Annotated in this window: 24 protein-coding genes; 10 read left to right on the top strand and 14 right to left on the bottom strand. The window is 61.8% G+C overall.

The window, feature by feature from the left end; all coding sequences use genetic code 11:
- Window positions 1–9: 9 nt before the first annotated feature.
- The 6 genes from ACR0JC_RS15215 to ACR0JC_RS15190 form a co-directional block, all read right to left on the bottom strand.
- Window positions 10–942 (bottom strand): 2-hydroxyacid dehydrogenase, encoded by a 933-nt coding sequence (locus ACR0JC_RS15215; protein ID WP_170343284.1) that lies wholly within the window; start codon window positions 940–942, stop codon window positions 10–12.
- Window positions 943–957: 15 nt separating this feature from the next.
- On the bottom strand, window positions 958–2097 hold the full coding sequence (gene rodA, locus ACR0JC_RS15210; protein WP_170343283.1) for a rod shape-determining protein RodA: 1140 nt from the start codon (window positions 2095–2097) through the stop codon (window positions 958–960).
- A complete protein-coding gene (mrdA, locus tag ACR0JC_RS15205; protein WP_170343282.1) occupies window positions 2094–4040 on the bottom strand; it encodes a penicillin-binding protein 2 in 1947 nt (648 codons plus the stop codon). The genes rodA and mrdA overlap by 4 nt, the downstream gene beginning before the upstream one ends.
- Entirely contained in the window at window positions 4037–4573 is a 537-nt protein-coding gene (locus ACR0JC_RS15200; protein ID WP_170342115.1) for a rod shape-determining protein MreD, read from the bottom strand. Before ACR0JC_RS15200 ends, mrdA begins: the two co-directional genes overlap by 4 nt.
- On the bottom strand, window positions 4566–5468 hold the full coding sequence (gene mreC / locus ACR0JC_RS15195) for a rod shape-determining protein MreC (RefSeq protein ID WP_093963424.1): 903 nt from the start codon (window positions 5466–5468) through the stop codon (window positions 4566–4568). The genes ACR0JC_RS15200 and mreC overlap by 8 nt, the downstream gene beginning before the upstream one ends.
- A gap of 61 nt (window positions 5469–5529) precedes the next feature.
- Window positions 5530–6576 carry a rod shape-determining protein gene (locus ACR0JC_RS15190; RefSeq protein ID WP_093963423.1) on the bottom strand — a complete coding sequence of 349 codons (1047 nt, stop codon included), beginning with the start codon at window positions 6574–6576 and terminating at the stop codon, window positions 5530–5532.
- Between the two features lie 156 nt (window positions 6577–6732).
- On the opposite strand from ACR0JC_RS15190, the gene ACR0JC_RS15185 reads away from it, so the two are divergent.
- Complete coding sequence (locus ACR0JC_RS15185) at window positions 6733–7518, top strand: 23S rRNA (adenine(2030)-N(6))-methyltransferase RlmJ (RefSeq protein ID WP_170343281.1); 786 nt, start codon at window positions 6733–6735, stop codon at window positions 7516–7518.
- Window positions 7519–7687: 169 nt separating this feature from the next.
- Here the strand turns inward: ACR0JC_RS15185 and ACR0JC_RS15180 are convergent, their stop codons facing one another.
- Complete coding sequence (locus ACR0JC_RS15180; RefSeq protein ID WP_170343280.1) at window positions 7688–9259, bottom strand: 2-isopropylmalate synthase; 1572 nt, start codon at window positions 9257–9259, stop codon at window positions 7688–7690.
- 287 nt (window positions 9260–9546) lie between these two features.
- Here ACR0JC_RS15180 and ACR0JC_RS15175 point away from each other — a divergent pair, with 287 nt between their 5' ends.
- The gene (locus ACR0JC_RS15175; RefSeq protein WP_170343279.1) at window positions 9547–10212 is read left to right on the top strand and encodes an SDR family NAD(P)-dependent oxidoreductase; all 666 of its coding nucleotides are present in this window, start codon (window positions 9547–9549) and stop codon (window positions 10210–10212) included.
- 4 nt (window positions 10213–10216) lie between these two features.
- Here the strand turns inward: ACR0JC_RS15175 and ACR0JC_RS15170 are convergent, their stop codons facing one another.
- Window positions 10217–11689, bottom strand: a complete 1473-nt coding sequence (locus ACR0JC_RS15170) for an MORN repeat-containing protein (protein WP_170343278.1) — start codon at window positions 11687–11689, stop codon at window positions 10217–10219.
- Between the two features lie 156 nt (window positions 11690–11845).
- Here ACR0JC_RS15170 and ACR0JC_RS15165 point away from each other — a divergent pair, with 156 nt between their 5' ends.
- The 3 genes from ACR0JC_RS15165 to ACR0JC_RS15155 all read left to right on the top strand — a co-directional run bounded on the left by ACR0JC_RS15165 (window position 11846) and on the right by ACR0JC_RS15155 (window position 15554).
- Window positions 11846–13504 carry an NAD+ synthase gene (locus tag ACR0JC_RS15165; protein ID WP_170343277.1) on the top strand — a complete coding sequence of 553 codons (1659 nt, stop codon included), beginning with the start codon at window positions 11846–11848 and terminating at the stop codon, window positions 13502–13504.
- A gap of 298 nt (window positions 13505–13802) precedes the next feature.
- Window positions 13803–14078 carry a hypothetical protein gene (locus tag ACR0JC_RS15160; protein ID WP_170343276.1) on the top strand — a complete coding sequence of 92 codons (276 nt, stop codon included), beginning with the start codon at window positions 13803–13805 and terminating at the stop codon, window positions 14076–14078.
- A 144-nt stretch (window positions 14079–14222) separates the two neighbouring features.
- Window positions 14223–15554: an NAD(P)/FAD-dependent oxidoreductase gene (locus tag ACR0JC_RS15155; RefSeq protein WP_170343275.1), complete on the top strand. Its 1332-nt coding sequence runs from the start codon at window positions 14223–14225 to the stop codon at window positions 15552–15554.
- Here the strand turns inward: ACR0JC_RS15155 and ACR0JC_RS15150 are convergent, their stop codons facing one another.
- On the bottom strand, window positions 15555–16487 hold the full coding sequence (locus ACR0JC_RS15150) for an MBL fold metallo-hydrolase (protein WP_170343274.1): 933 nt from the start codon (window positions 16485–16487) through the stop codon (window positions 15555–15557).
- A gap of 115 nt (window positions 16488–16602) precedes the next feature.
- On the opposite strand from ACR0JC_RS15150, the gene ACR0JC_RS15145 reads away from it, so the two are divergent.
- Together ACR0JC_RS15145 and gltX are read left to right on the top strand one after the other, a co-directional pair.
- On the top strand, window positions 16603–17037 hold the full coding sequence (locus tag ACR0JC_RS15145) for a DUF1801 domain-containing protein (RefSeq protein ID WP_170343273.1): 435 nt from the start codon (window positions 16603–16605) through the stop codon (window positions 17035–17037).
- Between the two features lie 74 nt (window positions 17038–17111).
- Window positions 17112–18437 (top strand): glutamate--tRNA ligase, encoded by a 1326-nt coding sequence (gltX, locus tag ACR0JC_RS15140; protein ID WP_170343272.1) that lies wholly within the window; start codon window positions 17112–17114, stop codon window positions 18435–18437.
- A gap of 71 nt (window positions 18438–18508) precedes the next feature.
- Here gltX and ACR0JC_RS15135 read toward each other — a convergent pair whose 3' ends face one another.
- Window positions 18509–19078, bottom strand: coding sequence for a gamma-glutamylcyclotransferase family protein (locus ACR0JC_RS15135; protein WP_170343271.1), 570 nt, complete (start codon window positions 19076–19078; stop codon window positions 18509–18511).
- Window positions 19079–19175: 97 nt separating this feature from the next.
- Here ACR0JC_RS15135 and ACR0JC_RS15130 point away from each other — a divergent pair, with 97 nt between their 5' ends.
- Window positions 19176–19622 carry an RrF2 family transcriptional regulator gene (locus ACR0JC_RS15130; RefSeq protein ID WP_093963764.1) on the top strand — a complete coding sequence of 149 codons (447 nt, stop codon included), beginning with the start codon at window positions 19176–19178 and terminating at the stop codon, window positions 19620–19622.
- 2 nt (window positions 19623–19624) lie between these two features.
- On the opposite strand, the gene ACR0JC_RS15125 is transcribed toward ACR0JC_RS15130, so the two are convergent.
- Together ACR0JC_RS15125 and ACR0JC_RS15120 are read right to left on the bottom strand one after the other, a co-directional pair.
- Window positions 19625–22150, bottom strand: coding sequence for an ABC transporter permease (locus tag ACR0JC_RS15125; protein WP_170343270.1), 2526 nt, complete (start codon window positions 22148–22150; stop codon window positions 19625–19627).
- A complete protein-coding gene (locus ACR0JC_RS15120) occupies window positions 22147–22842 on the bottom strand; it encodes an ABC transporter ATP-binding protein (protein WP_170343269.1) in 696 nt (231 codons plus the stop codon). The genes ACR0JC_RS15125 and ACR0JC_RS15120 overlap by 4 nt, the downstream gene beginning before the upstream one ends.
- 49 nt (window positions 22843–22891) lie before the next feature.
- Here ACR0JC_RS15120 and ACR0JC_RS15115 point away from each other — a divergent pair, with 49 nt between their 5' ends.
- Together ACR0JC_RS15115 and ACR0JC_RS15110 are read left to right on the top strand one after the other, a co-directional pair.
- Window positions 22892–23533, top strand: a complete 642-nt coding sequence (locus ACR0JC_RS15115) for an arylesterase (protein ID WP_254430822.1) — start codon at window positions 22892–22894, stop codon at window positions 23531–23533.
- A gap of 3 nt (window positions 23534–23536) precedes the next feature.
- Window positions 23537–24151 carry an SOS response-associated peptidase gene (locus ACR0JC_RS15110; protein ID WP_170343267.1) on the top strand — a complete coding sequence of 205 codons (615 nt, stop codon included), beginning with the start codon at window positions 23537–23539 and terminating at the stop codon, window positions 24149–24151.
- 8 nt (window positions 24152–24159) lie between these two features.
- On the opposite strand, the gene ACR0JC_RS15105 is transcribed toward ACR0JC_RS15110, so the two are convergent.
- Both ACR0JC_RS15105 and ACR0JC_RS15100 read right to left on the bottom strand, forming a co-directional pair.
- Window positions 24160–24720, bottom strand: coding sequence for a L,D-transpeptidase (locus ACR0JC_RS15105; RefSeq protein WP_170343266.1), 561 nt, complete (start codon window positions 24718–24720; stop codon window positions 24160–24162).
- Between the two features lie 190 nt (window positions 24721–24910).
- Window positions 24911–25117, bottom strand: a complete 207-nt coding sequence (locus ACR0JC_RS15100) for a cold-shock protein (protein ID WP_093963409.1) — start codon at window positions 25115–25117, stop codon at window positions 24911–24913.
- Window positions 25118–25138 lie beyond the last annotated feature (21 nt).

Below are 25138 nucleotides of genomic sequence, written 5' to 3'. Positions count from 1 at the left end.
CCGATGGCCCTAGTACCCGAGTGCGCGGTCGACGAGATGCAGCAGCGGCCGTCCGGATTCGCTGCGTTGTATGTTTTCGCAGATCACCTGCGCAGCCGTTTCGGGCCGGGTTTCCGACGCGATATGCGGCGTGACGGTCACATTTGGATGCGCCCAGTACGGATGATCGGGGGGCAGCGGCTCGGCGCGGAACACATCCAGCGTGGCATGCCCCACTTGGCCGGTGTTCAGCGCCTGCAACAGCGCTTCGTCGTCAATCAGCGGGCCTCGGCCGGGGTTCAGTATGCGCGCACCTTTTGGCAGAAGTGCCAGAGTGTCCGCGTTCAGAGTGTTCTCCGTGGCTGCCGTTTCAGGCAGCAGCAGGACGAGTATCTCAGCCTGGCTCAGGGCGACGCGCAGCCCGTCCTGTCCGTGCAGGCACGTGACACCAGACAGTTCCTTGGCCGAACGGCTCCACCCTGTCACGTTGAAGTTCAACGCCGCCAGCGCCTGTGCCGCAGCCTGACCCAGGGCGCCAAGTCCCAGAACGCAGACCGATCGCTGTGTGGCAAGCGGAGGCGGATCCGGGGCCCATTCCCCATCCTGGACCGTGATGTGTCGATCCATGCCCAGATGGTAGCGCAGAACGTGCCCCACGACCCATTCGGTCATGCCCTGGGTAAGACCGTGATCGACCATCCGGGCCAACGGCACGGTCAGCGTGTCGTTCGAGGCTATCTTCTCGACACCGGCCCATAGGCTGAGCACGGCCTTTGCGCGCCTGTAGGGCGTGAAATCAAGCAGCCCGCCATTGGGTGAATAGACGATGTAATCCACCTGATCGGGCGGCAGGTCGGTGGCGATAGTGGCTTTGATCCCCGCATCGGCCAGCCCGATGTTCAGCAAGGGCTCGTAAACCGGCCAAAGTGTCGGGCGGGCGGAAAACAGGACGTTCACGGACATGGTCGGCCTTTCGGATCAACGAGGACGGTGAATATGCGCGCTTTGCACGATGCCGAAGGCGGCCATCAGAACCAACATGGCCGAGCCCCCATAGCTGACCATCGGCAACGGAACACCGACCACCGGCGCCAGCCCCATGACCATCGACATGTTGACGGCGAAGAACAGAAAGAAGTTCAGCGAAATGCCCAGTGTCACCAATGACGAGTACCTGTCCTTGGTCGACAGCGCCGTGACGAGGCAGAAGATCAGGATCAGTCCGTAAAGCAGCAACAAGGTTGTGCCCCCGACAAAACCGAACTCTTCGGCCAGTGTCGTGAAGATGAAGTCGGTGTGCTTTTCGGGCAGGAAGTTCAGGCGCGACTGGGTGCCTTGCATGAAGCCTCGACCGTTCCAGCCGCCGGAGCCCAGGGCAATCTTGGACTGGGTGATGTGATACCCCGCGCCCAACGGATCGGTCGAGGGGTCAAGGAATGTGTCGATGCGCCGGAACTGATAGTCCTTGAGCAACTGCCAATCGGTGCCACGGCTTTTGAACACCGTTGAAACCAAGCCGACACCCGCCGCGATGACCGCTGCGAAATAGGCCCAATGCACGCCCGCCAGAAACATCAGGCCTCCTCCGGCCGCCAACAGCAGGATTGCGGTTCCCAGATCGGGCTGGCGCAGCACCATGAAGGTCGGGATCAGGATCAGGACAACCGGGATCAAGACCCAAAGCGGGCGCGAGGTTTTGTAGGAGGGAAGCCAATCGTAGTAGGCCGCCAGCAACATGACCAAAGTCACCTTTGCCAGTTCGGAGGGCTGCAGGCGCATGAACCCCAGGTCGATCCAGCGTTGCGCGCCCATGCCGATGGTGCCGAACAGTTCGACGAACAGCAGAAGCCCCAAAGAAACAAGATAGGCGACGACGGACATGTTGCGCCAGAACCAGATCGGAACCAATGCGACGATGAACATGACCGTCAGGCCCAGGCCAAACCGTTCCATCTGTGGTTCCGCCCACGGCGACCACGAGCCGCCGGCCACCGAATACAGCATCAGAAAACCGGCACTTGCGACGCTGATCAGCAAAAGCGTCAGCGGCCAGTTCATGTACAGAACCTTGCGGATCCCCGTCGGCGTGGTCTTGACCGCATATTCAAGATAGCTCATGCGCGGTCCTTTTCGTCAGGGCGCGCTTTCGGGCGGCGATCACCTTCCAGACGTTTCTGCTGTTCCTTGATGCGGTCGCGGTCGGCCACGGGATATGCTTCCAGCGGCGGCGTGCCGTTGTACAGAGCCTGCAGCATCACGTCCCGGGCCACGGGGGCTGCGGCCTTCGAACCGCCGCCGCCATGTTCGACCACGACGGCCACCGCATATTTCGGATTGTCGTAAGGGGCAAAGCTGACATACAGCGCGTGGTCCCGTCGTTCCCAGGGCAGGTCTTCGTTGCGGATGACCCCGGCGGCCCGTTCGGCCTTGGTGATGTTGCGCACCTGGCTGGTGCCCGTCTTACCGGCCATGCGGAACTCGTCTGCGATGATCCGGCTGCGATAAGCGGTGCCGCGACGGTCGTTCGAGACCTTGTACATCGCGTTGCGCACCTGTTCCAAGTTGGTCGGATTGACGTCCAGCGGCTCGCCCGCGCCCGAAGGCTGTTCGACCCCATCGACACTGCGGATCAGACGCGGTGTCACCGATCGGCCGGTCGCGATGCGCGCGGTCATGACGGCCAGTTGCATCGGCGAGGCCAACATGAAGCCCTGCCCAATCGAGGCATTTGCCGTGTCGCCGACCAGCCAGTCCTGTCCGTGGGTGGTCTGCTTCCATTCCTGGTTCGGCGCCAGGCCGGCCGCCACGGCAGACATCGGCAGGTCGTGTTTGATGCCGAGGCCGAACTTGCGCGCCATGTCCGAAATCTTGTCGATCCCGACCCGCAGGGCGACGTCGTAATAGTAGACGTCGCAACTGCGCTTCAACGAGGTTTCTAGATCGACCATCCCGTGCCCGCCGCGCTTCCAGCAGTGGAATCGGCGGCTGCCCACCTTCAGGTAGCCGGGGCAATAGACGGTGTTGCCCGGACCGACGACGCCGGCCTCGAGCGCAGCCAGCGCGGTAATCATCTTGAAGGTTGAACCGGGCGGGTAGGTGCCCTGAACCGTCTTGTTGGCCAACGGGCGGTGGTTGTCCTGTGTCAGGGCCTGGTAATCCGCCACCGAGATTCCACGCACGAACAAATTGGGGTCGAAGCTGGGGGTCGAACTGATGGCCCGCAGGTCGCCCGTCTCACAGTCGATCACGACCACGGCGGCGCTTTCGCCGGCCAGCCGCGCCTGCGCGTATTCCTGCAGGTCGGCGTCGATGGTCAATTGCAGGTCGGCGCCGGGCTGGCCCTCGCGGCGATCAAGTTCCCGCATCACCCGGCCGGTCGCATTGACCTCGACGCGCTTGGCGCCCGCCTTGCCGCGCAGCAGGTCTTCCTTCTTGGCCTCAAGCCCGACCTTGCCGATCTGAAAGCGCGGGATCATCAGAACCGGCTCGGGGTCTTCCATCTTGCTCAGGTCATAGTCGCTGACAGGTCCGACATACCCGACCACGTGGGCAAAATCCTCGTAGCGGGGATATTGGCGGGTCAGTCCGACCTCGGGCGTGACGCCGGGAAGGGCGGGGGCATTGATCGCCACCTTCGAGATATCTTCCCAAGTGACCTGGTCGGCCAGCGTAACCGGCAGAAACGGCGCCGTACGTTTCATCTCGGCTTTGGCCCGCTCGATCTCGTCTTCGTTCAGCGGAATCAGTTGTGACAGTTTGGCAATGACCTTGTCGACGTCGCCCGCATCCTCGCGCACGATCACGATGCGGTAGGACGGCGCATTCTGCCCGATGATCTGACCATTGCGGTCATAAATGCGCCCTCGGGTTGGCGGAATGAGCCGGATGTTGATGCGGTTTTCTTCGGCCAACAGGCGATATTGGTCGGCCTGATCGACCTGCATGTAACGCATGCGGGCCGCCAGGCCGCCGACGAATGCGAATTGCATGCCACCCAGCACCAGCGCGCGCCGGGTCAGCCTTTTGTATGCGGCACCTTGTGTTTTGGGTGTGCGTTTCATGAGCGTGTTCCCACAGTGGCAACATCTACCGCAGATGGCCTGCGGACGCCAAATATGGTTTGGCTGAATGCAACGACAAGCGGGTAGGCGAGGACCGTGAAGACCACTTGGACAAATACCGGGCCAATGCTGGCCTGACTGACGGACAGCAGCGCCAGAACTGTCCGGTTGAAGGCAAAGATTGCCGCGATGACGACGCCCACCGTCGTCCACTCGCCCACGAATCCGACGTCGCGCATTCCGGGGCCTGCCGATCGCAGATAGGCAGAACCGATGACGACGGATGCCGCCAGCAGTCCCGGCGGCCGTTGCAGCAACAGGTCGGCCATCAGCATGACCGCAGCTATGCTGAGTGTCGGTACATATTCCGGCCGCCTGAGGACCCATGCAAAGGTCAGGCAGATCAGGAAGTCAGGAAAGGGCAGACGACCCGGTTGCGTGTTCAGAGGCAACAGGTGAAAGAACATCACCGTCAGAGCGAGGAACAGGTACAGGCCCCGCATCAGCCATAGACGTGACGCGGCGCTATCCATCGGCGGCCTCCTCGGTCGGGAGAAGAGCCTCGGGGCGCGGAGGTCCGACGATGCCGCCCGGGTCTCGGATCGGGGCGGCCGAGTGGTAGCGCAGGACGCGCAGGAATTCCAAACGCTCGAAATCCGCTGACAGTCGGACGCGCAGACGCCCCCCCGGATCGGCGGCGATCTGGCCGATCAAAAGGCCCGCAGGAAATACGCCGCCATCGCCTGAGGTCACCACACGGTCGCCGGGCCGCACCAGTTCGCGGCTTTCCAGAAACTCGACGGCTGGGGCAGGGGTATTGTCACCGGTAATCAACGCGGTCTGGCCGGAGGGCTGGATGGTGGCGGGAATCGCGCTTGAGGCGTCGGTCAACAGGATGACCCGCGCGGTATCCGGACCAACGCCAGATATCCGGCCCACCAGCCCGATGCCGTCCATGGCGGCCCATCCGTCGACGATCCCGTCACGCTCGCCGACATTCAGCAAAACAGATTGCCGAAACGGCGAGCCGCTGTCGGCCATGACGACCCCGGTTATATAAGTCAGACGGGGATCCAACCGAACATTGTTCAGGTCCAGAAGCCGCGCGTTTTCCTGCTCCAACTGCAGGGCCGCCTCTTTCCAGGCGCGCATGCGGCGCAGTTCACTGCGCAGTTCCTGGTTCTGCTCGCTCAGCCTTTGGTAGCTTTGGAAATCCCGTACAAGGTTTATGGCGGCCGTGACCGGAACCATCGCCCATTCCATCGAGGGCACAACGGCATCCACCACTTGGGCCCGGAACCTTTCGACCCGCGGGCTGTCGATGCGCCAAATCAGGAATATGCCAAGCAGGCACAGAACAACGATCCCCATGAACAAGCGGCGCAGGGGGGTGGTGTAGTCGTCGCGCTGTGCTCGGTCTTTTGCCACAGGACTCCTTCCCGTGCTGCTCGTGCCCGATCTTGAACCCTCGGATCAGAGGGTGCGCGCCTCAGCTTTCGTAGTCAATCGCGTGGCGCAGCTGTTTTTCGTATTCCAGGGCCTTGCCGGTGCCCAAAGCCACGCAGTTCAGGCTTTCGTCGGCAATCGACACGGCCAATCCGGTCTGTTCGCGCAGGGCCAGGTCCAGATCGCCCAGCAGCGCGCCGCCACCGGTCAGCATCACCCCCCGGTCCACGATGTCCGCGGCCAGATCCGGCGGGGTGGTCTCCAGCGCGGTCATCACCGCCTCGCAGATCTGCTGGACCGGTTCCGACAGAGCCTCGGCCACCTGGGCCTGGCTGATCTCGATTTCTTTGGGGACACCGTTCAGAAGGTCGCGCCCGCGGATGTGCATCGACTGCCCGCGCCCGTCATCGGGCATCCGGGCGGTGCCGATCGTGGTCTTGATCCGCTCGGCGGTGGATTCCCCGACCAGCAGGTTTTGCTGACGGCGCAGGTACGAGATGATCGCCTCGTCCATGCGGTCGCCACCCACGCGGACCGAGCGGGCATAGACGATGTCGCCCAGTGACAGAACGGCCACCTCGGTGGTGCCGCCGCCGATATCCACGACCATGTTACCTGTCGGGTCGGTGATGGGCATCCCAGCGCCGATGGCGGCGGCAATCGGCTCGGCGATCAGGCCAGCACGGCGTGCCCCGGCGGACAGAACCGACTGGCGGATCGCGCGTTTCTCAACCGGCGTTGCACCATGCGGTACGCAGACGATGATCTTGGGCTTCGAGAAGGTCGAGCGCTTGTGCACCTTGCGGATGAAGTGCTTGATCATTTCCTCCGCGGTGTCGAAATCGGCGATCACGCCCTCGCGCATTGGGCGGATGGCCTCGATCGAGCCAGGGGTACGGCCCAGCATCAGCTTGGCATCCTCGCCCACAGCCAGAACCTTCTTGACCCCGTCTTTGACATGGTAGGCGACAACCGAGGGCTCCGACAGGATCACGCCGCGCCCCTTGACGTAGACCAGCGTGTTGGCCGTCCCGAGGTCGATGGCCATATCCGCTGTGAACAGGCCGCCCAAACTGTCAAAGATGCCCATATTCCCCTGATCCTGTCTGTCAGATGTTTTCTACTGCCCGCGACTCGACGGTTCCGGGACGGATGACTTATAGGGTGCCATGACGCCCGGTTAAAGGCCTGATTCCGCGTAAATCAGCACCTTTCCGCCTCTTTGACAGGGACTTTAGAAGGCAACATGCTCTCATATCAACACATTTACCACGCGGGTAATCTGGCGGACGTGCAAAAGCACGCTTTGCTGGCATGGATGCTGGACTACATGACCCGCAAGGACAAGCCGATCAGCTATCTCGAGACCCACTCGGGGCGTGGTCTGTACCACCTCGATGCGACCGAGGCCGTGCAGACCGGCGAGGCGGCGGCAGGGATCGGACGCGCGCTGAGCAACGGGTGGTTTGCCGACGATCACCCGCTGGCTCGCGCGTTGCACGCGGTCCAGGCGCAGTTTGGCGAAACGGCCTACCCGGGCTCGCCGATGATTGCGGCAAGCCTGCTGCGTCCGCAGGACAGTCTGCATTTCGCCGAGCTTCATCCGCAGGAATACGCAGCGTTGAAAAATGCGCTGACCGGGCGCGGTGCCAAGACCTACAGACAGGACGGGTTCGAGCTGGGTCAGTCGGTTCTGCCGCCCACGCCTCGGCGCGGGGTGATGCTGATTGACCCCAGCTACGAGGTAAAGGCGGACTATGGCCGCCTGCCGGGGTTGATCGCCAAGTTGCACCGCAAGTGGAACGTGGGTCTCATTGCCTTGTGGTATCCGATCCTGACAGACGATCGGCATGTTCCGATGGTGTCGGCACTGAAGGGCTTGGATCTTCCCAAGACGTTTGTGCACGAAGTTCGGTTTCCGCCTGCGCGTGAGGGTCACCGGATGATCGGTTCGGGCATGTTCGTGGTCAACGCACCCTTCGGGATCGAAGACGAAGCGGCGCGCCTGTCCGACCTGTTCGCAAAGATCTGACGGCGCTTCAGGCGGCGAAGGCCTCCCGCCCCGTTTGACAGCATCAAAGATGCCGCCAAACGTGTTGGGCCCGGCACCGCGCCTTGGCGCGGTGCCGGGCCCAAGTCCGTCAGGCTGCGCGGCGAAGCCGGGCTGCCGCGGGCGCGGGAGCCTTGCCTGCCAATTCAGATCAGGTCAGATCCTTGTAGCTGATCTCGCGCGCATCCGCGCCCGGGCCGGCCTTTTCGCGGCGCATGATCAGACGGTTCAGCGCGCTGATATAGGCCTTGGCCGACGCCACCACGGTATCCGTGTTCGCGGATTGACCCGTGGCGATCATGCCGTCTTCCTCCAGGCGGACAGAAACCGTGGCCTGTGCGTCGGTGCCTTCGGTCACGGCATGCACCTGGTACAGCTGAAGATGCGCCTTGTTCGGGTAGATGGCCCGGATCGCCTTGAAGGTGGCGTCGACCGGTCCGTCGCCGTGCTCGGTGGCGATCACATCCCTGCCGTCGACCTCCAGTTCGACCGTCGCTTCGGCCTGACCGCCGGTGCCGCAGGTGACTTTCATCGAGACCAGTTGCAGGTGGTCGTTAGCCTCATCATCTGCACTCATCAACGCGATCAGGTCGTCGTCGAACACCTCTTTCTTGCGGTCGGCCAGATCCTTGAACCGCACGAAGATGTCCTTGAGCTGGTTGTCTCCGATCTCGTAGCCCAGCGTTTCCAGCTTGTCGCGGAGCGCGGCCCGGCCGGAATGCTTGCCCAACGGAAGCGAGGTGCCTGAAAGGCCGATATCCTCGGGGCGCATGATCTCGAAATTCTCGCGGTTCTTCAGCATGCCATCCTGATGGATGCCGCTTTCATGCGCGAAGGCGTTCTTGCCGACGATCGCCTTGTTGAACTGCACCGGAAAGCCCGAAACCGTCGCCACCCGACGCGAGATGTGCATGATCTTGGTGGTGTCGATGCCCGTCTTCCACGGCATGATGTCGTTGCGGGTGCGCAGGGCCATCACGACCTCTTCCAGCGCGGTATTGCCCGCGCGTTCGCCCAGGCCGTTGATCGTGCATTCGATCTGCCGGGCCCCGCCTGCAACGGCGGCCAGTGAGTTGGCAGTCGCCATGCCAAGGTCGTTGTGGCAATGGGTGGCGAAAATCACTTCGTCTGCGCCCGGAACGGTTTCGATCAGTCGTTTGATCAGGTCCGCGCTTTCAATCGGGGCGGTGTAGCCTACCGTATCGGGTATGTTGATCGTGGTCGCGCCGGCCTTGATCGCAATCTCGATCACGCGGCACAGATAGTCCCATTCGGTCCGGGTCGCGTCCATCGGCGACCATTGCACATTTTCGCACAGATTGCGGGCGTGGCTGACGGTCTCGTGGATCTTTTCGGCCATCTCATCCTGCGTCAGGTTCGGAATCGCCCGGTGCAGCGGCGAGGTGCCGATGAAGGTGTGGATCCGGTTCTTTTCGGCGTGTTTTACCGCCTCCCAGCAGCGGTCGATATCGGCGAAATTCGCACGAGCCAGGCCGCAGATGCGGGCGTTCTTGGCGCGCTGCGCGATTTCCGAAACGGCCTTGAAATCACCCTCGGAGGCGATCGGAAAGCCGGCCTCGATGATGTCGACGCCCATGTCATCCAGAAGCTCGGCGATTTCCAGCTTTTCGTCATGGGTCATGGTGGCGCCGGGGCTTTGCTCGCCGTCGCGCAAAGTGGTGTCGAAGATCAAGACGCGGTCTTGGTCGGTCACGTTGGTCATGGGAGTCACTTTCTTGTCTGTCCTAAAGCCATTGGCGCGCAGGCGTCCTCCTCTGAGCGGGCGCGCCGGATGGCACGCTCAGAGGCGGATTAGGATCAGTAGGCCACGCAGAGCAGCGCCGGCGGACGCGGCGAAAGCAAAAGGGATATCTGCGCGGTTGATCATGGGTCCGAGGTTATACACCCCGAACCGGGAATGAAAAGAAGGAAAATGCGCGGCTGTCCGATTTCGCGAAAGGATCGGAAACGGGGATTGATTGCGTGGGCAACTCCGCTAGCTGGAGGGCGATGAGAAATGCTTTGGTCTTAGGTGCAAGCGGCGGGATCGGCCGGGCCGTCTGCAATGAGCTTCTGTCGCGGTCGGTCCATGTGGTCGGTCTGTCGCGGTCGGAAAACGGGCTGGATCTGATGCAGCCGGAACTGGCCGACGAGATGCTGGGCCGGATCGAGGGGCCGTTCGACCTTGTTCTGGTGGCGTCCGGCGCGCTCGAGATCGACGGGGCGGAACCGGAAAAGACCATTAGGGCGGTTTCGGCCAAGGCCATGATGGATCAATTCGCCCTGAACGCGGTGGGACCGGCCTTGGTGCTGAAACACGCCCATCGCCTGTTGCCGCGCAATGGCCGGGCGGTGTTTGCGGTACTGTCGGCGCGCGTGGGCTCGATCGGGGACAACCGTCTGGGCGGCTGGGTCAGCTATCGCGCGGCCAAGGCGGCGGTGAACCAGATCGTGCACACGGCCGCAATTGAACTGGCCCGAACCCACAAAGATGCGATCTGCTTCGCTCTGCACCCCGGAACGGTCAAGACCCCGTTCACGCAGAAATACCTGGGCCGCCATCCCGCGGTCGAGCCGAGTGACGCCGCCCAAAACCTTCTGCGGGTTATGGATGGTCTGACGGCTGATCAGACCGGCCAGTTTTTCGACTGGGCCGGTCAACCGGTTCCCTGGTAGCGGGCTATCCGTCCGATGGGGTGACTTCCGGGTCCTGTTCGGCCTCAGGCGGCTGCGGCTCGTTGCCCGAGGGTTGCGCCGCGCCTGCTTCCGACAGAGCGCCGTTTTCCCACGTGCCGCTTTCCTCTTCGCCATTTGCATAGCGCATTGTTCCAGTGCCCTGGCGTTTGCCGTTCACGAAGTTGCCTTCATAGACATCGCCATTTGCATATGTCGCGACACCTGAGCCGGTGATTTTGCCCTCGGTCCACTGGCCGGAATACTTGAAGCCATTCGCCATCACGACCTCGCCTTGGCCATGGCGCTGACCGTTCTGGAAATCACCGGTATAGACCGTCCCATCCGCGTAGGTGGCGTTACCCTTGCCTTGACGCACGCCGTCTACCCACTCGCCATCGTAGCGAGAGCCGTCGGCTCGGGTCAGAACGCCGGCGCCATGCGTTCGGGCATTCTTGAACTGTCCTTTGTAGATCGTGCCATTCGTGTAGGTCGCGGTGCCCTGACCTTCGATCACCCCCGCAACCCAGTCGCCGTCATAGGACGAGCCATCGGGATAGGTGATCCGGCCTTTGCCATCGGCGAGGTCCGCCTTGAAGTCACCGACATAGACCGAGCCGTCGGGATAGGTCAGTTCGCCCAACCCTTCGATCTGACCGTTTTTCCAATCTCCGGTGTAGACATAGCCGTCGGTGCCAGTGAACGTACCCTTGCCGTGTCGGCGGTCGTCGACGAAATCGCCTTCGTAGGTATCGCCATTCGCGTAGGTCGCCTTTCCCTTGCCCTGCCGGCGCCCGTCCACCAGGGCGCCTTCGTAAACGTCACCGTTGGCCTGTTTCAGTACGCCGGTTCCGGTGATCCGGTCCTCGGTCCATTCGCCGGAATAGATCATTCCGTCGGGCAAGGTCAGCGATCCGTTGCCCTGACGCTGGCCGGCAACGATATCGCCTTCGTAAACCGCGCCGTCCGCATATGTGATCTTGGCCTTGCCCTGGCGAACGCCGTCCACCCAGTCGCCATCATAGACATAGCCGCCGGGGTCGGTCATGACGCCTTTGCCGTCATGCTGGGCGTTCTTGAAGCCACCTTCGTAACGCATTCCGTTTGCGTATTGCGCGATGCCGGTTCCGTTTATCGCGCCGTCGGTCCAGTCGCCCTCATAGGTGCCGCCGTCGGCAAAGGTGATCTTGCCCTTGCCGTGCGGGCGACCTTTGACGAAATCGCCCTCGTAGACCGATCCATTGGCGTAACGTGCCACGCCCTTGCCCTGAATTTCTCCTTCGACCCACTCGCCGGTGTATTCAAAGCCGTCGGGCAGGCGATAGGTGCCGGTTCCGTGACGCAGCCCGTTTTCAAAGGTGCCTTCGTAGACCCCGCCCACATCGTCATCCGCGGTGATGATCTGGCCTTGCTGCGCGGACGCGCTCTGTGCGGCGATGCCCATTGCGGCAACGGCAATCGTTGTACGAAAAGCGTTCATGGTAGTTCCTGCCTGCCCGATTGTCCCGTGGTGCATTGGTTCGTGCAAAACTATGACACTGATGAAGGTCGGGCAACGGGTTTTGCCGCATTGGCCTTTCACTTGCGGCCTGATCTGCTAAATGGCTTTTCAGGTGACGAGGGCAAGAGGGCAAAGATGGCCGACCATTTCCGCATCACGCTGGCGCAGCTGAACCCGACGGTGGGCGACATTGCAGGCAACGCCGCAAAAGCCCGTTCAGCATGGGAGCAGGGCCGCGCTGCGGGGGCCGATCTGGTCGCTCTGCCCGAGATGTTCATCACCGGCTACAACACTCAGGACCTGGTTCTGAAGCCGTCGTTTCACAGGGCTGCCATGGCGGCCGTGCAGCAGTTGGCGGAATCCTGCGCGGATGGTCCGGCGATGGCCATCGGTGGGCCTTGGGTCGAGGGTGGCAACCTCTATAACGCCTATCTGATCCTCAGCCGGGGGCGGATCGTCAGCAAGGTGTTGAAACACCATTTGCCCAACGAGACTGTGTTCGACGAGGTTCGGTTGTTCGACGCCGGGCCTTTGGGTGGTCCCTACGCGGTGGGCAACACCCGCATCGGCAGCCCGATCTGCGAGGATGGCTGGCACGAGGATGTCGCCGAGACGCTGCAGGAGACGGGCGCCGAGTTTCTTCTGATCCCCAACGGATCACCCTATTTCCGCGACAAGCACGATGTGCGCCTGAACCAGATGGTGGCCCGTGTGGTCGAAACCGGGCTGCCGGTGATCTACCTCAACATGGTGGGCGGGCAGGACGATCAGGTTTTCGATGGTGGGACATTTGGCCTGAATCCCGGCGGCGAACTGGCCTTTCGAATGCCGGTCTTCGACGAGGCGGTGATGCAAATCGATCTGCGGCGCGGTGATGAAGGATGGGCTATCGTCCCCGCCGAAATCGCCGAGCAGCCTGACGCGTGGGAGCAGGACTATCGCGCCATGGTGCACTCGTTGCGCGACTATATGGGCAAGACCGGATTTTCCAAAGCACTGCTGGGACTGTCCGGAGGGATTGATTCCGCGCTTGTTGCCGCCATCGCGGTTGACGCTCTCGGAGCAGACAATGTGCGTTGTGTGATGCTGCCGTCGGAATACACCAGCGCCGAGTCGCTGGAGGATGCCGAAGCCGTCGCCAAGGCGCTGGGTGTGCGATACGACTACGTTCCGATCAGCCAGTCCCGCGCCGCCGTCACCGAGACCCTGGCGCCGCTGTTTGACGGTCTTCAGGCCGACATTACCGAGGAGAACATCCAGTCCCGTCTACGCGGTCTGCTGTTGATGGCGATGTCCAACAAGTTTGGCGAGATGCTGCTGACCACCGGCAACAAATCCGAAGTGGCGGTCGGATATGCCACGATCTATGGCGACATGAATGGCGGCTACAATCCGATCAAGGATCTCTATAAGACCCGCGTGTTCGAAACCTGCCGCTGGCGCAATGCCAATCACCGCGACTGGATGAAAGGACCCGCCGGCGAGGTCATTCGCCCCTCAGTCATCGACAAACCACCCAGTGCCGAGCTGCGCGAGGATCAGAAGGACAGCGACAGCCTGCCGGATTACCCGGTTCTGGACGGTATTCTCGACATCCTGGTTGATCAGGACGGCTCAATCGCGGATTGTGTTGCCGCCGGGTACGAGGAGGCTGATGCCCGACGTGTCGAGCATCTGATCTATATCAGCGAATACAAACGCTTTCAGTCCGCGCCGGGCACGCGCCTGACACCTCGGGCCTTCTGGTTGGACCGGCGCTATCCGATCGTGAATCGTTGGCGCGATCCGAGCTGACGGAAACTGCGGCTGAGCACCCCGTGCCCGGGTCCGGGTGTTTGTTTACAAATTGGTAGCAATGACGGGACTCCACTCTGACTGTTCTGCAGGTGGGGCGGAATTGCTGACGGCGCTTGGCCGAATCCTTGTTTTTGGACATTTTTTTGCCATAGTTTAGGACCGATCTTGCCACATATTTTGAAAGATCGGCGCGCGGGGGTCGGGCATTGATTTGTCGGCCGAACCGCAGTTGAAGACCAAGTTTTCTGGTGACGCATCCATGGTGGGGTGCCGGTTATAAGGTTTAGGTGGTCCGATGGTTGATGGATATGACAAACCGCTGCATGCGCCGTTGAGGTACAAGACAATGGAGACACCGGCGCGCGAATTGGATGAGGCGCGTCTGGAAGCGGCAATCGCCGGTGTGTTGGCCGAGGCTGATGCAGAGAGCGAGGAGCCGTCCGAGGAGTTTTCAGCCAAACACCCGGAATTGCCCGAGCTTCAACCCGAAGAGACCGAGACAGAGACCCAAAACTCGGGTGTCGCAGCTTTGTTGCGTCAGAAATGGGCCGAGTTCTCGGGCGCGGCCTGAACCGGGTGCCGGTCTAATTGCATTGTGGCGTTTGCATCGACGCCACACAGCCGAACAAAGTGATGCTTTTTCCGTTATTCAGGATTGCCGGGTGACGTTTGCCAAGGCTCGATGAAGCTCGTGTCTGACTAACAAGATCCGTTGATGCCCGGCCCCAAGCCCAACCCTGTTGAATCCGATCTTTGCCTGCCCAAATCCGTTGACGTCGTGATCGTCGGCGGAGGGATTATCGGTGTCTCAACTGCGCTGGAACTGGCGGAACGTGGCAATTCCGTCCTCTTGTGTGAAAAGGGCCAGGTCGGCGCTGAACAGAGTTCCAGGAACTGGGGCTGGGTTCGCCTGGGGCTGCGCGACCCGCGCGAAATACCGTTGATGACCGAGTCGCTCAGGATCTGGCAATCGCTTGATGAGCGGATCGGACGCAAAACCGGCTATGTGCAATCCGGCATTCTGTTCGGTGCGCGGACCGACCGGTCCGCAGCTGATATGGAGCGCTGGTTGCGAAACCTCGAGGGCTACCAGACCGGAGCGCGCATGGTTTCCGGATCCGAGTTGGAACAGAACATGCCCGGCCTCCAGACCAAGTTGAAGGCCGCGCTTTTCACGCCGCAGGACGGACGGGCTGAGCCACAATGGGTTGCTCCGGCGTTGGCCGAGGCGGCGCGTGACCAAGGCGCGGTCATCATGACAAATTGCGCGGTACGCTGTCTCGACCTGAAAGCTGGTCGTGTTGCCGGGGTTTACACGGAACGGGGGCGGGTCGCTTGCGATCAAGTGGTTCTGGCCGGGGGGGCTTGGTCTCGGTTGTTTGCCGGTAACGAAGGAATCGCCCTGCCACAGCTGAAGGTGCTGAACACGGTTCTGCGGACCTCGCCTGTGGAGCCGGGTCCGGAAACAGCGCTTTGGTCGGATGATTTTGCCATCCGCAAACGCGCCGACGGCGGGTACACGATCGCCTCGGGCCATGAAAACACGGTGGATATCGTGCCTGACAGCTTTCGGTTGGCCGCGAAATTCCTGCCGGCATACGCGCAGGAATGGAAATCGCTCAGATTCCGCCTGTCGCACCGCTGGACCATTGAGGCGCGTCAGCGCAGGTCATGGACGCCCACCGACGTAACCCCGTTCGAACTCTGTCGGATACTGGATCCCGAGCCGTCGCAGAAGGCGCTCCGCAAGTCATGGGCCAAGGCCCGTCAGGCGCTTCCGGCACTGGTTGGTGCCGAAATCGTGCAGAGCTGGGCCGGGATGATCGATGTGACCCCGGATGCAATCCCTATCATCTCGAACGTGCAGGAAATCCCGGGACTGGTGATTGCAACCGGATTTTCGGGACATGGATTTGGTATAGGGCCCGGTGCCGGCCGCCTGGTGGCCGATCTGGTGATGAACACAGCGCCTTGTGTGGACCCGGCCGCCTTTCGACTGTCGCGGTTTTCGGACGGTACGAAAGTACGGCCGGACCCGGGGTATTGATCAGCCCATCATCTGATAGCTGACAGGTACAAAGCGGAAGCCTTCGCCGCGCGGCTCGACATAGCCGGCGGCCGGGAAAGGCATGTGGTACCCGATCATCGGGACCTTGTCCGCGGCCAGCATACCCAACACGTTCCGACGCGATGCGGTGGCCGCTGCCTTGTCCATGTCAAACCGGACTTCCCATTCCGGATGCGCGAAGGACCAGACATAGTGATTGGCAAGATCGGCAGTCAGGATCAGCCGCTGACCGTTGCTTTCGAGATGATAGACCATATGGCCTGGCGTATGCCCGAAGGCCGCCATGGCGGTCACGCCCGATGCGACCTCGCCGCCGTCTTCGATGAACGACATCTTTTCAGCCATCGGGGTGACCTTCGCTGCCACTAGATCGCCGACGCGGTTGCCGGCCTCCTGTGCTGACCAGAAATCATACTCGGCCGCGGCGGTCACATAGCGTGCGTTCGGAAAGGTCGCGGCATCGTTGGTCGTCATGCCGCCAATGTGGTCGGGGTGCATGTGGGTCAGGACGACAACGTTGATCGCCTCGGGGCCAACGCCCGCATCGGCCAGAGCCTTCTGGATACCGCCTTGGCCCAATCCCGTGTCAAACAGGATCAGTTCGGATCCGGTATTGACGAGCGTTGGCGTGAAGAAGAACTGGGCAATGTCGGGCGAGATGAAATTGTCGGCCGATACCTTGGCAAACTCCTCGTCTGACGCGCCACCGCCGAAAATCTCTTGGGCGCCGTCTCGCGGCAAGCTGCCATCCAACAGGGTCGTGACCGTGAAATCGCCCAGTTGAAAGCTGCGGGCGACGGTCGAGTTGGCCTTGGTTTCGGCCCCGGCAGCCAGTGACTGTGTCGCGATAGATGCAAAAGGTAGCGCAACGGCCGTGCCCAAAGCGGCCCGGCGGGTCAGTTTCATGGTCATTTCAAAGTCTCCCTGTCAGCTTACGTGCATCGAATTAGAACGCTTTCGGATAATTGCCACTTTCCACTCTACCATATGGGCTGCGCGCTGGCCGATCGCATGTTAAATCTTGTTCATGTCCCGCTCAGGAAACAAAACCGTTCCGACGGATCAAAGCGTCCAGGAATTCTTGGCAGCGATCCTGCCGGCCGCGCGCGCTACGGAGGCGCAGAGGCTGAACACCCTGTTTGAAACCGTCACCGGGTTTCGGCCAGTCATGTGGGGGCCATCCATCGTTGGATACGGGCGGTATGACTACCGCTACAAGTCCGGGCGGGAAGGCACGTTTCTTGCCACCGGATTTTCCCCACGCAAGGCCGCGTTTTCGATCTATATCATGCCGGGCTACTCCGATTTCGGCAGTATTCTGGCGCGCCTGGGCAAGCACAAGACCGGCAAATCATGTCTTTACGTGAACAAGCTGTCGGACATTGACGAGGACGTGTTGGCCGAATTGATCCGCGCAGGGTTGGATGACCTGTCATCACGTTGGCCGATCAAGTCCGAGTAAACGGCAAGCATTCGCACCGCCTTCTGGACAAAAACGCGCTCATGTGACATGAGCCGCGCCAACAGGAGACATCCATGACAACCACCCGTTTCGCCCCTTCGCCCACCGGTTATATTCATGTGGGCAACCTGCGCACCGCGCTGATGAACTATCTGATCGCCCGCAAGGCCGGCGGCACGTTCATCCTGCGTGTCGACGACACCGACCCCGAACGGTCGAAGGAAGAATATGTTGATGCGATCAAGCAGGATCTCGAGTGGCTGGGTCTGCACTGGGACCGGGTGGAGCGGCAGTCGGACCGGCTGGACCGCTATGCGGAAGCCGCCGGCAAGCTGCGCGAGATCGGCAGGTTCTACGAAGCCTTTGAGACCCCGACCGAGCTGGACCTCAAGCGCAAGAAGCAGCTGAACATGGGCAAGCCGCCGGTCTATGACCGCGCCGCCCTGAACCTGTCGGAGGCCGAGAAAGAGGCGCTGCGGTCTGAACGCGGCAACGGTGTGTGGCGGTTCAAGCTGGATCATGAGCGCATCGAGTGGACGGACGGCATACTGGGTGACGTGTCGATCGATGCGGCCTCGGTGTCGGATCCGGTGCTGATCCGCGGCGACGGGCAGGTGCTGTACACGCTGGCCTCGGTCGTGGACGATACCGAGATGGGCGTGACCGACGTGGTGCGCGGTGCCGACCACGTGACCAACACCGCGACCCAGATCCAGATCATCAAGGCGCTGGGCGGAACCGTTCCGCGTTTTGCCCATCACTCGTTGCTGACCGGCCCGCAGGGTGAGGCGCTGTCCAAGCGTCTTGGCACGCTGGCGCTGCGCGATCTGCGCGAGCAGGGCGTGCAGCCTATGGCGCTGCTGAGCCTGATGGCGCGGTTGGGCTCGTCCGACCCAGTCGAACTGCGCAGCGACATGGCCGAGTTGATCGAAGGTTTCGACGTGACTCGGTTCGGGTCGGCGTCGACCAAGTTCGACGTGCAGGACCTGTTTCCGCTGACGGCCCGGTATCTGCAGACGCTGCCGCTCGAGAAGGTTGCCGACGCGGTGGCCGCGGCCGGTGTACCCGATGAACTGGCCGAGCCGTTCTGGATGATGGCGCGCGAGAACATCACCACGCTGAACGACCTGAAGGGCTGGTGGGAACTGTGCCGCGACGGGGCCGAGCCGCTGATCGACGACGAAGACCGCGAATTCGTTGCGCAGGCGATGGAACTGCTGCCCGAGGGGCCGTTTGACGGCGAGACCTGGGGCAAGTGGACCGCGGCCGTGAAAGAGGCGACCGGGCGCAAGGGCAAGGGCCTGTTCATGCCCCTGCGCAAGGCGCTGACCGGAATGGAGCGTGGCCCCGAGATGGCGACCTTTCTGCCGTTGCTGCAGGTCGTGCGGGCGCGAAAATAAGACACCGCGGAGCGGTGTCGCCTTCGATCTGAACAAGAACCAGAGGCGGGTGCTGCAGGCGCCCGCCTTTTTCACGCGGTCTGAACGATCCGGGCCGAGACCCGGGACAGGTGCTCATCGACCAAGGCTGTTTCGTCGGGGTGAAGCTGTTGGTGGCGCGGATAACGCGGCGCGTTCCGGTCATTCAGGATCGGCGCGTCCCACCCGTCGGTTGTGGCGAAGAAACGCTCGACACCCGGCAAGCCGAATGCGCGCAAATACCCCTGCACCACAACGTCCACATAGCTGAGCAAAACCGGGTGGCTGTGCGTCGGGTCCTTGCGGTGCTGTTCCGGAACAGCATAGACCGCAATCTCGACCTCTTTCTTCAGAGGATGAGTTATGGCGTGGGTGGCGGGGATCCGATCATAGGCCCACTCCCGTTCATCCAGTGCTGCCCAGTCGTTTTTGGGGACATGTGCGATCATGCCGTCGATCTCGCAGTCGGGATCCGGCACCGCGGTCAAGAAGGCGACCGGGCGCAGATCGGTATGCCGCCACGCCCGGCGCCAGCCTTTGAGTCGCGCCGGTCGCGGGTCGGGAAAGTCATGCGTGGCAAGGTTTACGAGGCTGCCATAGCCAAAGAAATAGGGCTCTGCCATGTCGCGTGCTGTCCTTTTTGACGATTGATGTATGTCAAACCGTTTTTTTGCGGCCTGTGCAATAAGGCTGCATCTTGAAATTCGGGGGGAGGATCTGATGCGGATCACCAAACGAACAAATATCGCCGTGCGGCTGTTGATGTATTGCGCTGCGCATCCCGACCGGCTCGTGACGAAATCCGAGATTGCGGATGTCTGCAACATCTCGGAAAACCATCTGGCGCAAGTCATCAACCAGCTGGGTCAGTTGGGGTATCTGAGTACGCAGCGCGGTCGCAACGGCGGCATGACTCTTGGGCGGCCGGCGGACCAGATCCGGATCGGATCCGTCTTCCGCCATGTCGAGGGCAGTTTGCCGATCGCCGAGTGTTTTGCGGATGCCGACAACACCTGTCCGTTGACCGATGCCTGCCGCCTGCGTCTGGCGCTGCAGGACGCGGCCGAGGTCTTCTTTGCGTCGCTGGATGAAATATCGCTGGACGCTTTGGTTTGCGACAACGATCCGCTGCTGAAAATTCTGCAACCCGTTACCTGCGCGCGTTGAATTCAATCGCTGGCCCGCAAGACGCGGGCCGGGCTGACGGATAGGGGGCGGAGGGCGAAGAACAGCCCCGCCAGCAGCGTGACGGCCAGCCCGGCAGCGACGATACCCAATGCCGAAGGCCATATCACCGCAAAGCTGGTATCGAAAATGAATGTCGCCACAGCCCAGCCGCCAAGGATGCCGGCCAGCAGCGCCACGCAGCCCGCAGCCGCACCCAGCAGCGCCGAGCGCAAGCCAAAGCTGAGAAGTATCCGTTGGCGATCTGCGCCGATCGTCTTGAGGATTGCGGCCTCGTAGCGACGTGCGGGCTCTCCCGCGGCCGCCGCGCCGATCAGGACCAGAAAACCGGTCAGCAAAGAGACACCGGCGCCGTAGGAAGTGGCCGAGGCCAAGCCGGCAAGCAGCCCCGAGACACGGTCGATCGCGTCCCGAACCCGGATCGCGGTGATGTTGGGGAACTGGGTTGCAAGGTCTTGAAGGATGGCTGCCTCGGCCTCTTCCTCGGCGTAGACCGTTGCAATGAAACTATGAGGCGCGCCGGCCAGTGCGGACGGGTTCATCGACATGATGAATCCCATGCCCGCGTTCGAGAAATCCACCTCGCGCAGCGATGTTATGGTCGCGGTGATATCACGCCCGAGAATGTTCACCGTCAGTTCGTCACCAAGCTTGAGACCCATTTCCTCGGCCTCTTCCGCAGCAAAGCTGATCTGAGGCGGGCCTGAATAGTCCTCTGGCCACCATTCCCCGGCGGTGATGCGGGCGTTTTGTGGCGCATTGTCCGAATAGGTCACGCCGCGATCGCCCTCCAGAACCCAATGATCGCCCGCAACCTGATGTGCGGGCTGGCCGTTGATCTGCGAGATGATTCCGCGCAGCATTGGTGCGCTTTCTACGCGTGTGACACCGGGGTCATTTTCAAGCCGGCTGCTGAAGCCGGGCATCTGGTCTTTTTGGATGTCCACGAAAAAGTAAGACGGCGCCACGTCTGGCAGGTTCCCGGATATCGCATTGCGCAGAGTGCCGTCGATCTGTCCGACCGCAGCCAGAACCGACAGCCCCAATCCCAGAGACAGGACCACCGATGCGGCACCTTCACGGGGGTCGGAAATTGCGGCAAGTGCCCAACGCAACGCCGGGCGGCCGCGGGCGCGTGTTGCGGTCCTTTTTGCCACATAGCGGATGCCATGGGCCGACAGCGCCAACAGCACCAATGCGCCGACAAATCCACCTCCGGTCCAGAGGGTTAGCCAGGGGGAGCCGCTGAACCAAGCGGCGGTGGCGATCAGTGTCGCCAGGGCCAGGCCCGTCGCCAACAGGTAAGCGGCGCGGGGCAGCCTGCGGGCACTGCTCAGTGCATCGCGGAACAGGGTCGCTGCCCGGACGTCCTCAGCCCGGGCAAGGGGCCACAGGGTGAACAGCAAGGCGGTCAGCAGGCCATACAATGCCGCCTCGAACAGCGGTTGCGGATAGACAGAGAAAACGGCCGGTACGGGAAGCCGGCTTTCAATCAGGGGTGCGAGGAGAATCGGGGCCAGCCCGCCAAGGGCTACACCAGCGGCGATCCCGACAACCGAAAGAACGCCGATCTGGATCAGATAGGTCTGAAAGATCGTGGCGCGGTCTGCGCCCAACGTGCGCAGTGTGGCGATGGTTTCGGTCTTTCGGGCGAGATAGGCGCGTACGGCCGCGGACACGCCGATGCCGCCCACAGCCAGACCCGAGAGGCCCACCAGCACCAGGAACGCGCCGAGGCGCGAAACGAATTCGGCAATTCCGGGTGCGCCGTTGCGCGCATCGGTCCAGCGCAGCCCCGAACCCTGCAGAACGCTCTCTGCCTGTTCCGAGACTTCTGTGAGGTCGGCTCCGACCGGCAGGTCCATACGGTATTTGGTCGAAAACAGCGTGCCGGGCTGCAATAGGCCCGAGTTTTTAAGATCGGTTGTGCGAACCAATGTGCGCGGGCCCAAGGTGAACCCATCTCCGGCCGCGTCGGGTTCGGATATCAGGGCGGCAGCCAGCACAAAGTCCTGCGTGCCCAGTGCAAAACTGTCGCCGATGTCCAGCCCAAGACGCTCGATCAGAACCGGGTCCATCACTGCCCCGGGAAGGGTGGCATTTCCGTCCAACGCCTCGGACAGCGAGATTTCGGGGTTCAACCGGACGGCACCGATCAGAGGATAGGCCTCATCGATGGCCTTGACCTGAGTAAGTCCGCGTTGCGGTGCGTCGCTGCGGGTCACGGCCATCGAGCGGAAATCGACGACTTCGGACACGCGATCGGCGTTTTGCTCCATCCACGCGGTTTCTGCTTCGTCCGCAAAGCGATAGGTCAGCTCGATCTGGGCATCGCCGCCCAGCAAGGCTGCCCCCTCCTGTGCAAGGCCGGTCATGATTGCTTGCCGCACCGATCCAACCGCAGCAATGGCGGCAACCCCCAGGGTCAGGCAGGCCAGAAAAACCCGAAAACCGCGTAAGCCGCCTCTGAGTTCACGTCGGGCCAGGCGCGTCGCCAGGCGCAAGCTCATTCCGCTGCCTCTTGGCTGGCCTCTTCGGTGATGCGGCCGTCGCGCAATCGAACAACCCGGTCGCATCTTCGGGCCAGCGAGTGGCTGTGTGTGACCAGAACCAGCGTTGCCCCGTGCCGGTCACGCAGGCCGAACAGCAAATCAACGATAGCCGCGCCATTCGCCTCATCCAGATTGCCGGTCGGTTCGTCCGCCAAAAGGATCCGAGGCCTCGGGGCCGAAGCGCGGGCCAGCGCGACCCGCTGTTGTTCGCCGCCCGACAGTTGCGCCGGGTAGTGATCGCGCCGATGCGAAAGCCCCACCGCCGCCAATTCGGCCTCGGCCCGATCGAAGGCATCGCGGTGACCGGCCAGTTCCAGCGGGGTGGCAACGTTTTCAAGCGCCGTCATGGTCGGGATCAGATGGAAATTCTGGAAAACGACTCCCATCGCGTCGCGCCGAAACCGGGCAAGCGCATCCTCACTCATCGAGGTCAGGTCTTGTCCCAATGCAGTGATGCGACCCGCGGTCGTCTGCTCCAGCCCGCCCATCAGCATCAACAGCGAGGATTTGCCCGAACCTGACGGACCGACGAGGCCCAGCGTCTCTCCCTCTTTCACGGTCAGATTGATGTCCCGCAAGATTTCGACGGGTCCGGCATTGCCATCCAGCGACAAAGCGGCATTTTGGAGTGTCAGAACGGGTTCAGTCATCAGTCTTTCCGAAAGGTGCAGTCATTTGGGATATGGAGCGGTCAGGAACTTGCGCAAGGCTCTGGCGGCGGGGCTGTTGTCGCTCTGCGGCATTGCTGCCACAGCCGAGCCGGTGGTCCTGGCCGCTCTCGGAGACTCGCTGACTCAAGGCTACGGCCTTGTTGAGAAGGATGGGTTCGTCCCTCAACTGAACCGATGGCTGGATGCGCAAGGCGTCGAGGTGAAGATAATCAACGCCGGTGTTTCCGGGGACACAACGGCCGGTGGTGCGGCGCGTGTGGGCTGGACCCTGACACCAGAGGTGGACGGGATGATCGTGGCGCTGGGCGGAAACGACGTTCTTCGTGGGATCGACCCGGCGGTCTCGAAGTCGAATCTGGAAAAAATTCTGACCGAGGCGCAAACGGCCAAGGTTCCGGTTCTGCTGATCGGCATGCAGGCTCCGGGCAATTATGGCGCGGACTACAAACAGGCGTTTGATGCGATGTATCCGGATTTGGCCACCCAGTTCGGCACACTTTATTCCCCCAGCTTTTTTTCCGGGTTGCAGGCGGGTGGCGACCCTGAAGCCGTGCAGACCTACATGCAACCAGACGGGATCCACCCCAATGCGCGCGGCGTTGCGCTGATCGTGGATGATCTTGGACCTGCTGTCCTTGATCTGATCGCCGCCGCAAAACAGCGGCCGTAAACCGTGCCCGGGCGGTTCTTTCTGACGCGGCCGTTTTCCCAGATTTCCGAATTCCTGGGTCGAGAAACTGCTTGGCCGGATGAACAGCCGCGCCAGAACATACAACCCGGTCAGGAAGTGATCGTTCTGACTGCTGAAGGCGTCGGGCCCATGCGGTGGGGCATGATCCCCGTAGGGCGCGTCAATGCCCGGGGGCGACCGGTCATGGAAACGATCATCAATGCGCGGTCGGAAACGGTTTTTGACAAATCTGCTTTTCTAGGTGTCGGTCGCGCGGTTGTTCCGGTTGATGGCTGGTACGAGTGGACCGGCGAAAAGCGCCGCAAAACCGCGTGGCGGATTGAATCCGCCGACGGAACCCCCTTGTTGTTTGCCGCAGTTACGGACAGATGGATTGCGCCCGGTGGTCAGCATGTCGATCAGTTCGCCGCAGTGACCTGCGAGCCAAACGATGATCTGCGGCCGATCCACCACCGCATGGGTGTCCTGTTGCGGCCCGAAGACGTCCGGACCTGGCTGACCGGATCGGACAGGCAAGCTTCAAGCCTTTGCGTCCCGTGGCCAAACGGAAGACTGAAGATTGAAAAAGCCGAAGGGGTGGATTGGTCGGGGCCTTGACCGCTGCCTTAGACGACGGTGACGACCGTTCCGATCGGGACGCGGTTGTACAGGTCGATCACGTGCTCATTCAGCATTCTGATGCACCCGTTCGACACGGCTCGTCCGATGGTCTGCGGCTGGGTCGTTCCATGGATGCGGAAATACGTGTCGACGCCGTTCTGAAACAGATACAAGGCACGGGCGCCCAGCGGGTTGTCTCCTCCACCGGGCTGGACATAGTCATTGTCCTTGAATTTGGCATAGGCAACGGGGTCCCGCTCGATCATCTCTTCGGTCGGGCGCCAGGTGGGCCATTCCTTTTTCACGTCGATCGTTGCAGTGCCGGTAAATTCCAGCCCGGCCTTGCCGACGCCACAGCCATAACGGATGGCTTTGCGGGGCTCGGTCACGAAATACAGGTAGAACGAACGTGGCGCGACCAACAATTGCCCGGGCAAAAACTGCTTCTTGATCCGAACGATTTGCGGGGTCGGGTCGTATTCGACCGGCTTCTTTTTCGCGTGGGCCATGCCAGGCACGGCGCTGATAGCGGCAGCGGAGATCAGAAAATTGCGGCGTGAGAACATGGCAATACTCGGCTAATCAACAAAGAAAACAGGGTAGCAGTCTGTTCAGAATAGCCGATCCGGTCAATTCCCGCGCGAGTTTCACCGGAAAGTGATGTGGTTTTCCTGCCCCACTTGGGCTGGAAAGCGCGATCGGAAACCGCGCAAAAAAATGGGGGCGACGGCCATCCGTCGCCCCCAGAGACCTGATTTAGGCCAGTTCGATGTTGTCGGCGCTTTCGCGACCGTCGCGACCAGCGCGCAGTTCATAGGTGACTTTCTGGTTGTCGGCCAGGCCGGTCAGGCCCGAACGCTCGACGGACGAAATGTGCACGAACACGTCTTTGCCGCCCTCTTCGGGTGCGATGAAGCCGAAACCTTTGGTGGTGTTGAACCATTTTACGGTGCCTGCGGGCATATCCGTATCTCCTGTTTTTAG

Source organism: Ruegeria sp. CH5 (assembly GCF_056537025.1).
Note: the sequence above shows the minus strand (reverse complement) of the source record. Positions and strands in the feature narration are given on the sequence as shown.

Excerpts from the sequence above, each read along its gene's own strand:
- gltX (WP_170343272.1), top strand. The coding sequence starts at position 17,112 with ATGACAACCACCCGTTTCGCCCCTTCGCCCACCGGTTATATTCATGTG.
- ACR0JC_RS15100 (WP_093963409.1), bottom strand. The coding sequence starts at position 25,117 with ATGCCCGCAGGCACCGTAAAATGGTTCAACACCACCAAAGGTTTCGGC.
- ACR0JC_RS15105 (WP_170343266.1), bottom strand. The coding sequence starts at position 24,720 with ATGTTCTCACGCCGCAATTTTCTGATCTCCGCTGCCGCTATCAGCGCC.
- ACR0JC_RS15145 (WP_170343273.1), top strand. The coding sequence starts at position 16,603 with ATGTCCCGCTCAGGAAACAAAACCGTTCCGACGGATCAAAGCGTCCAG.
- ACR0JC_RS15200 (WP_170342115.1), bottom strand. The coding sequence starts at position 4,573 with ATGGATAGCGCCGCGTCACGTCTATGGCTGATGCGGGGCCTGTACCTG.
- ACR0JC_RS15160 (WP_170343276.1), top strand. The coding sequence starts at position 13,803 with ATGGTTGATGGATATGACAAACCGCTGCATGCGCCGTTGAGGTACAAG.
- ACR0JC_RS15125 (WP_170343270.1), bottom strand. The coding sequence starts at position 22,150 with ATGAGCTTGCGCCTGGCGACGCGCCTGGCCCGACGTGAACTCAGAGGC.
- ACR0JC_RS15135 (WP_170343271.1), bottom strand. The coding sequence starts at position 19,078 with ATGGCAGAGCCCTATTTCTTTGGCTATGGCAGCCTCGTAAACCTTGCC.
- ACR0JC_RS15175 (WP_170343279.1), top strand. The coding sequence starts at position 9,547 with ATGAGAAATGCTTTGGTCTTAGGTGCAAGCGGCGGGATCGGCCGGGCC.
- ACR0JC_RS15185 (WP_170343281.1), top strand. The coding sequence starts at position 6,733 with ATGCTCTCATATCAACACATTTACCACGCGGGTAATCTGGCGGACGTG.
- rodA (WP_170343283.1), bottom strand. The coding sequence starts at position 2,097 with ATGAGCTATCTTGAATATGCGGTCAAGACCACGCCGACGGGGATCCGC.
- ACR0JC_RS15190 (WP_093963423.1), bottom strand. The coding sequence starts at position 6,576 with ATGGGCATCTTTGACAGTTTGGGCGGCCTGTTCACAGCGGATATGGCC.
- ACR0JC_RS15180 (WP_170343280.1), bottom strand. The coding sequence starts at position 9,259 with ATGACCAACGTGACCGACCAAGACCGCGTCTTGATCTTCGACACCACT.
- ACR0JC_RS15215 (WP_170343284.1), bottom strand. The coding sequence starts at position 942 with ATGTCCGTGAACGTCCTGTTTTCCGCCCGCCCGACACTTTGGCCGGTT.
- mrdA (WP_170343282.1), bottom strand. The coding sequence starts at position 4,040 with ATGAAACGCACACCCAAAACACAAGGTGCCGCATACAAAAGGCTGACC.
- ACR0JC_RS15130 (WP_093963764.1), top strand. The coding sequence starts at position 19,176 with ATGCGGATCACCAAACGAACAAATATCGCCGTGCGGCTGTTGATGTAT.
- ACR0JC_RS15155 (WP_170343275.1), top strand. The coding sequence starts at position 14,223 with ATGCCCGGCCCCAAGCCCAACCCTGTTGAATCCGATCTTTGCCTGCCC.
- ACR0JC_RS15165 (WP_170343277.1), top strand. The coding sequence starts at position 11,846 with ATGGCCGACCATTTCCGCATCACGCTGGCGCAGCTGAACCCGACGGTG.
- ACR0JC_RS15120 (WP_170343269.1), bottom strand. The coding sequence starts at position 22,842 with ATGACTGAACCCGTTCTGACACTCCAAAATGCCGCTTTGTCGCTGGAT.
- ACR0JC_RS15150 (WP_170343274.1), bottom strand. The coding sequence starts at position 16,487 with ATGACCATGAAACTGACCCGCCGGGCCGCTTTGGGCACGGCCGTTGCG.
- ACR0JC_RS15170 (WP_170343278.1), bottom strand. The coding sequence starts at position 11,689 with ATGAACGCTTTTCGTACAACGATTGCCGTTGCCGCAATGGGCATCGCC.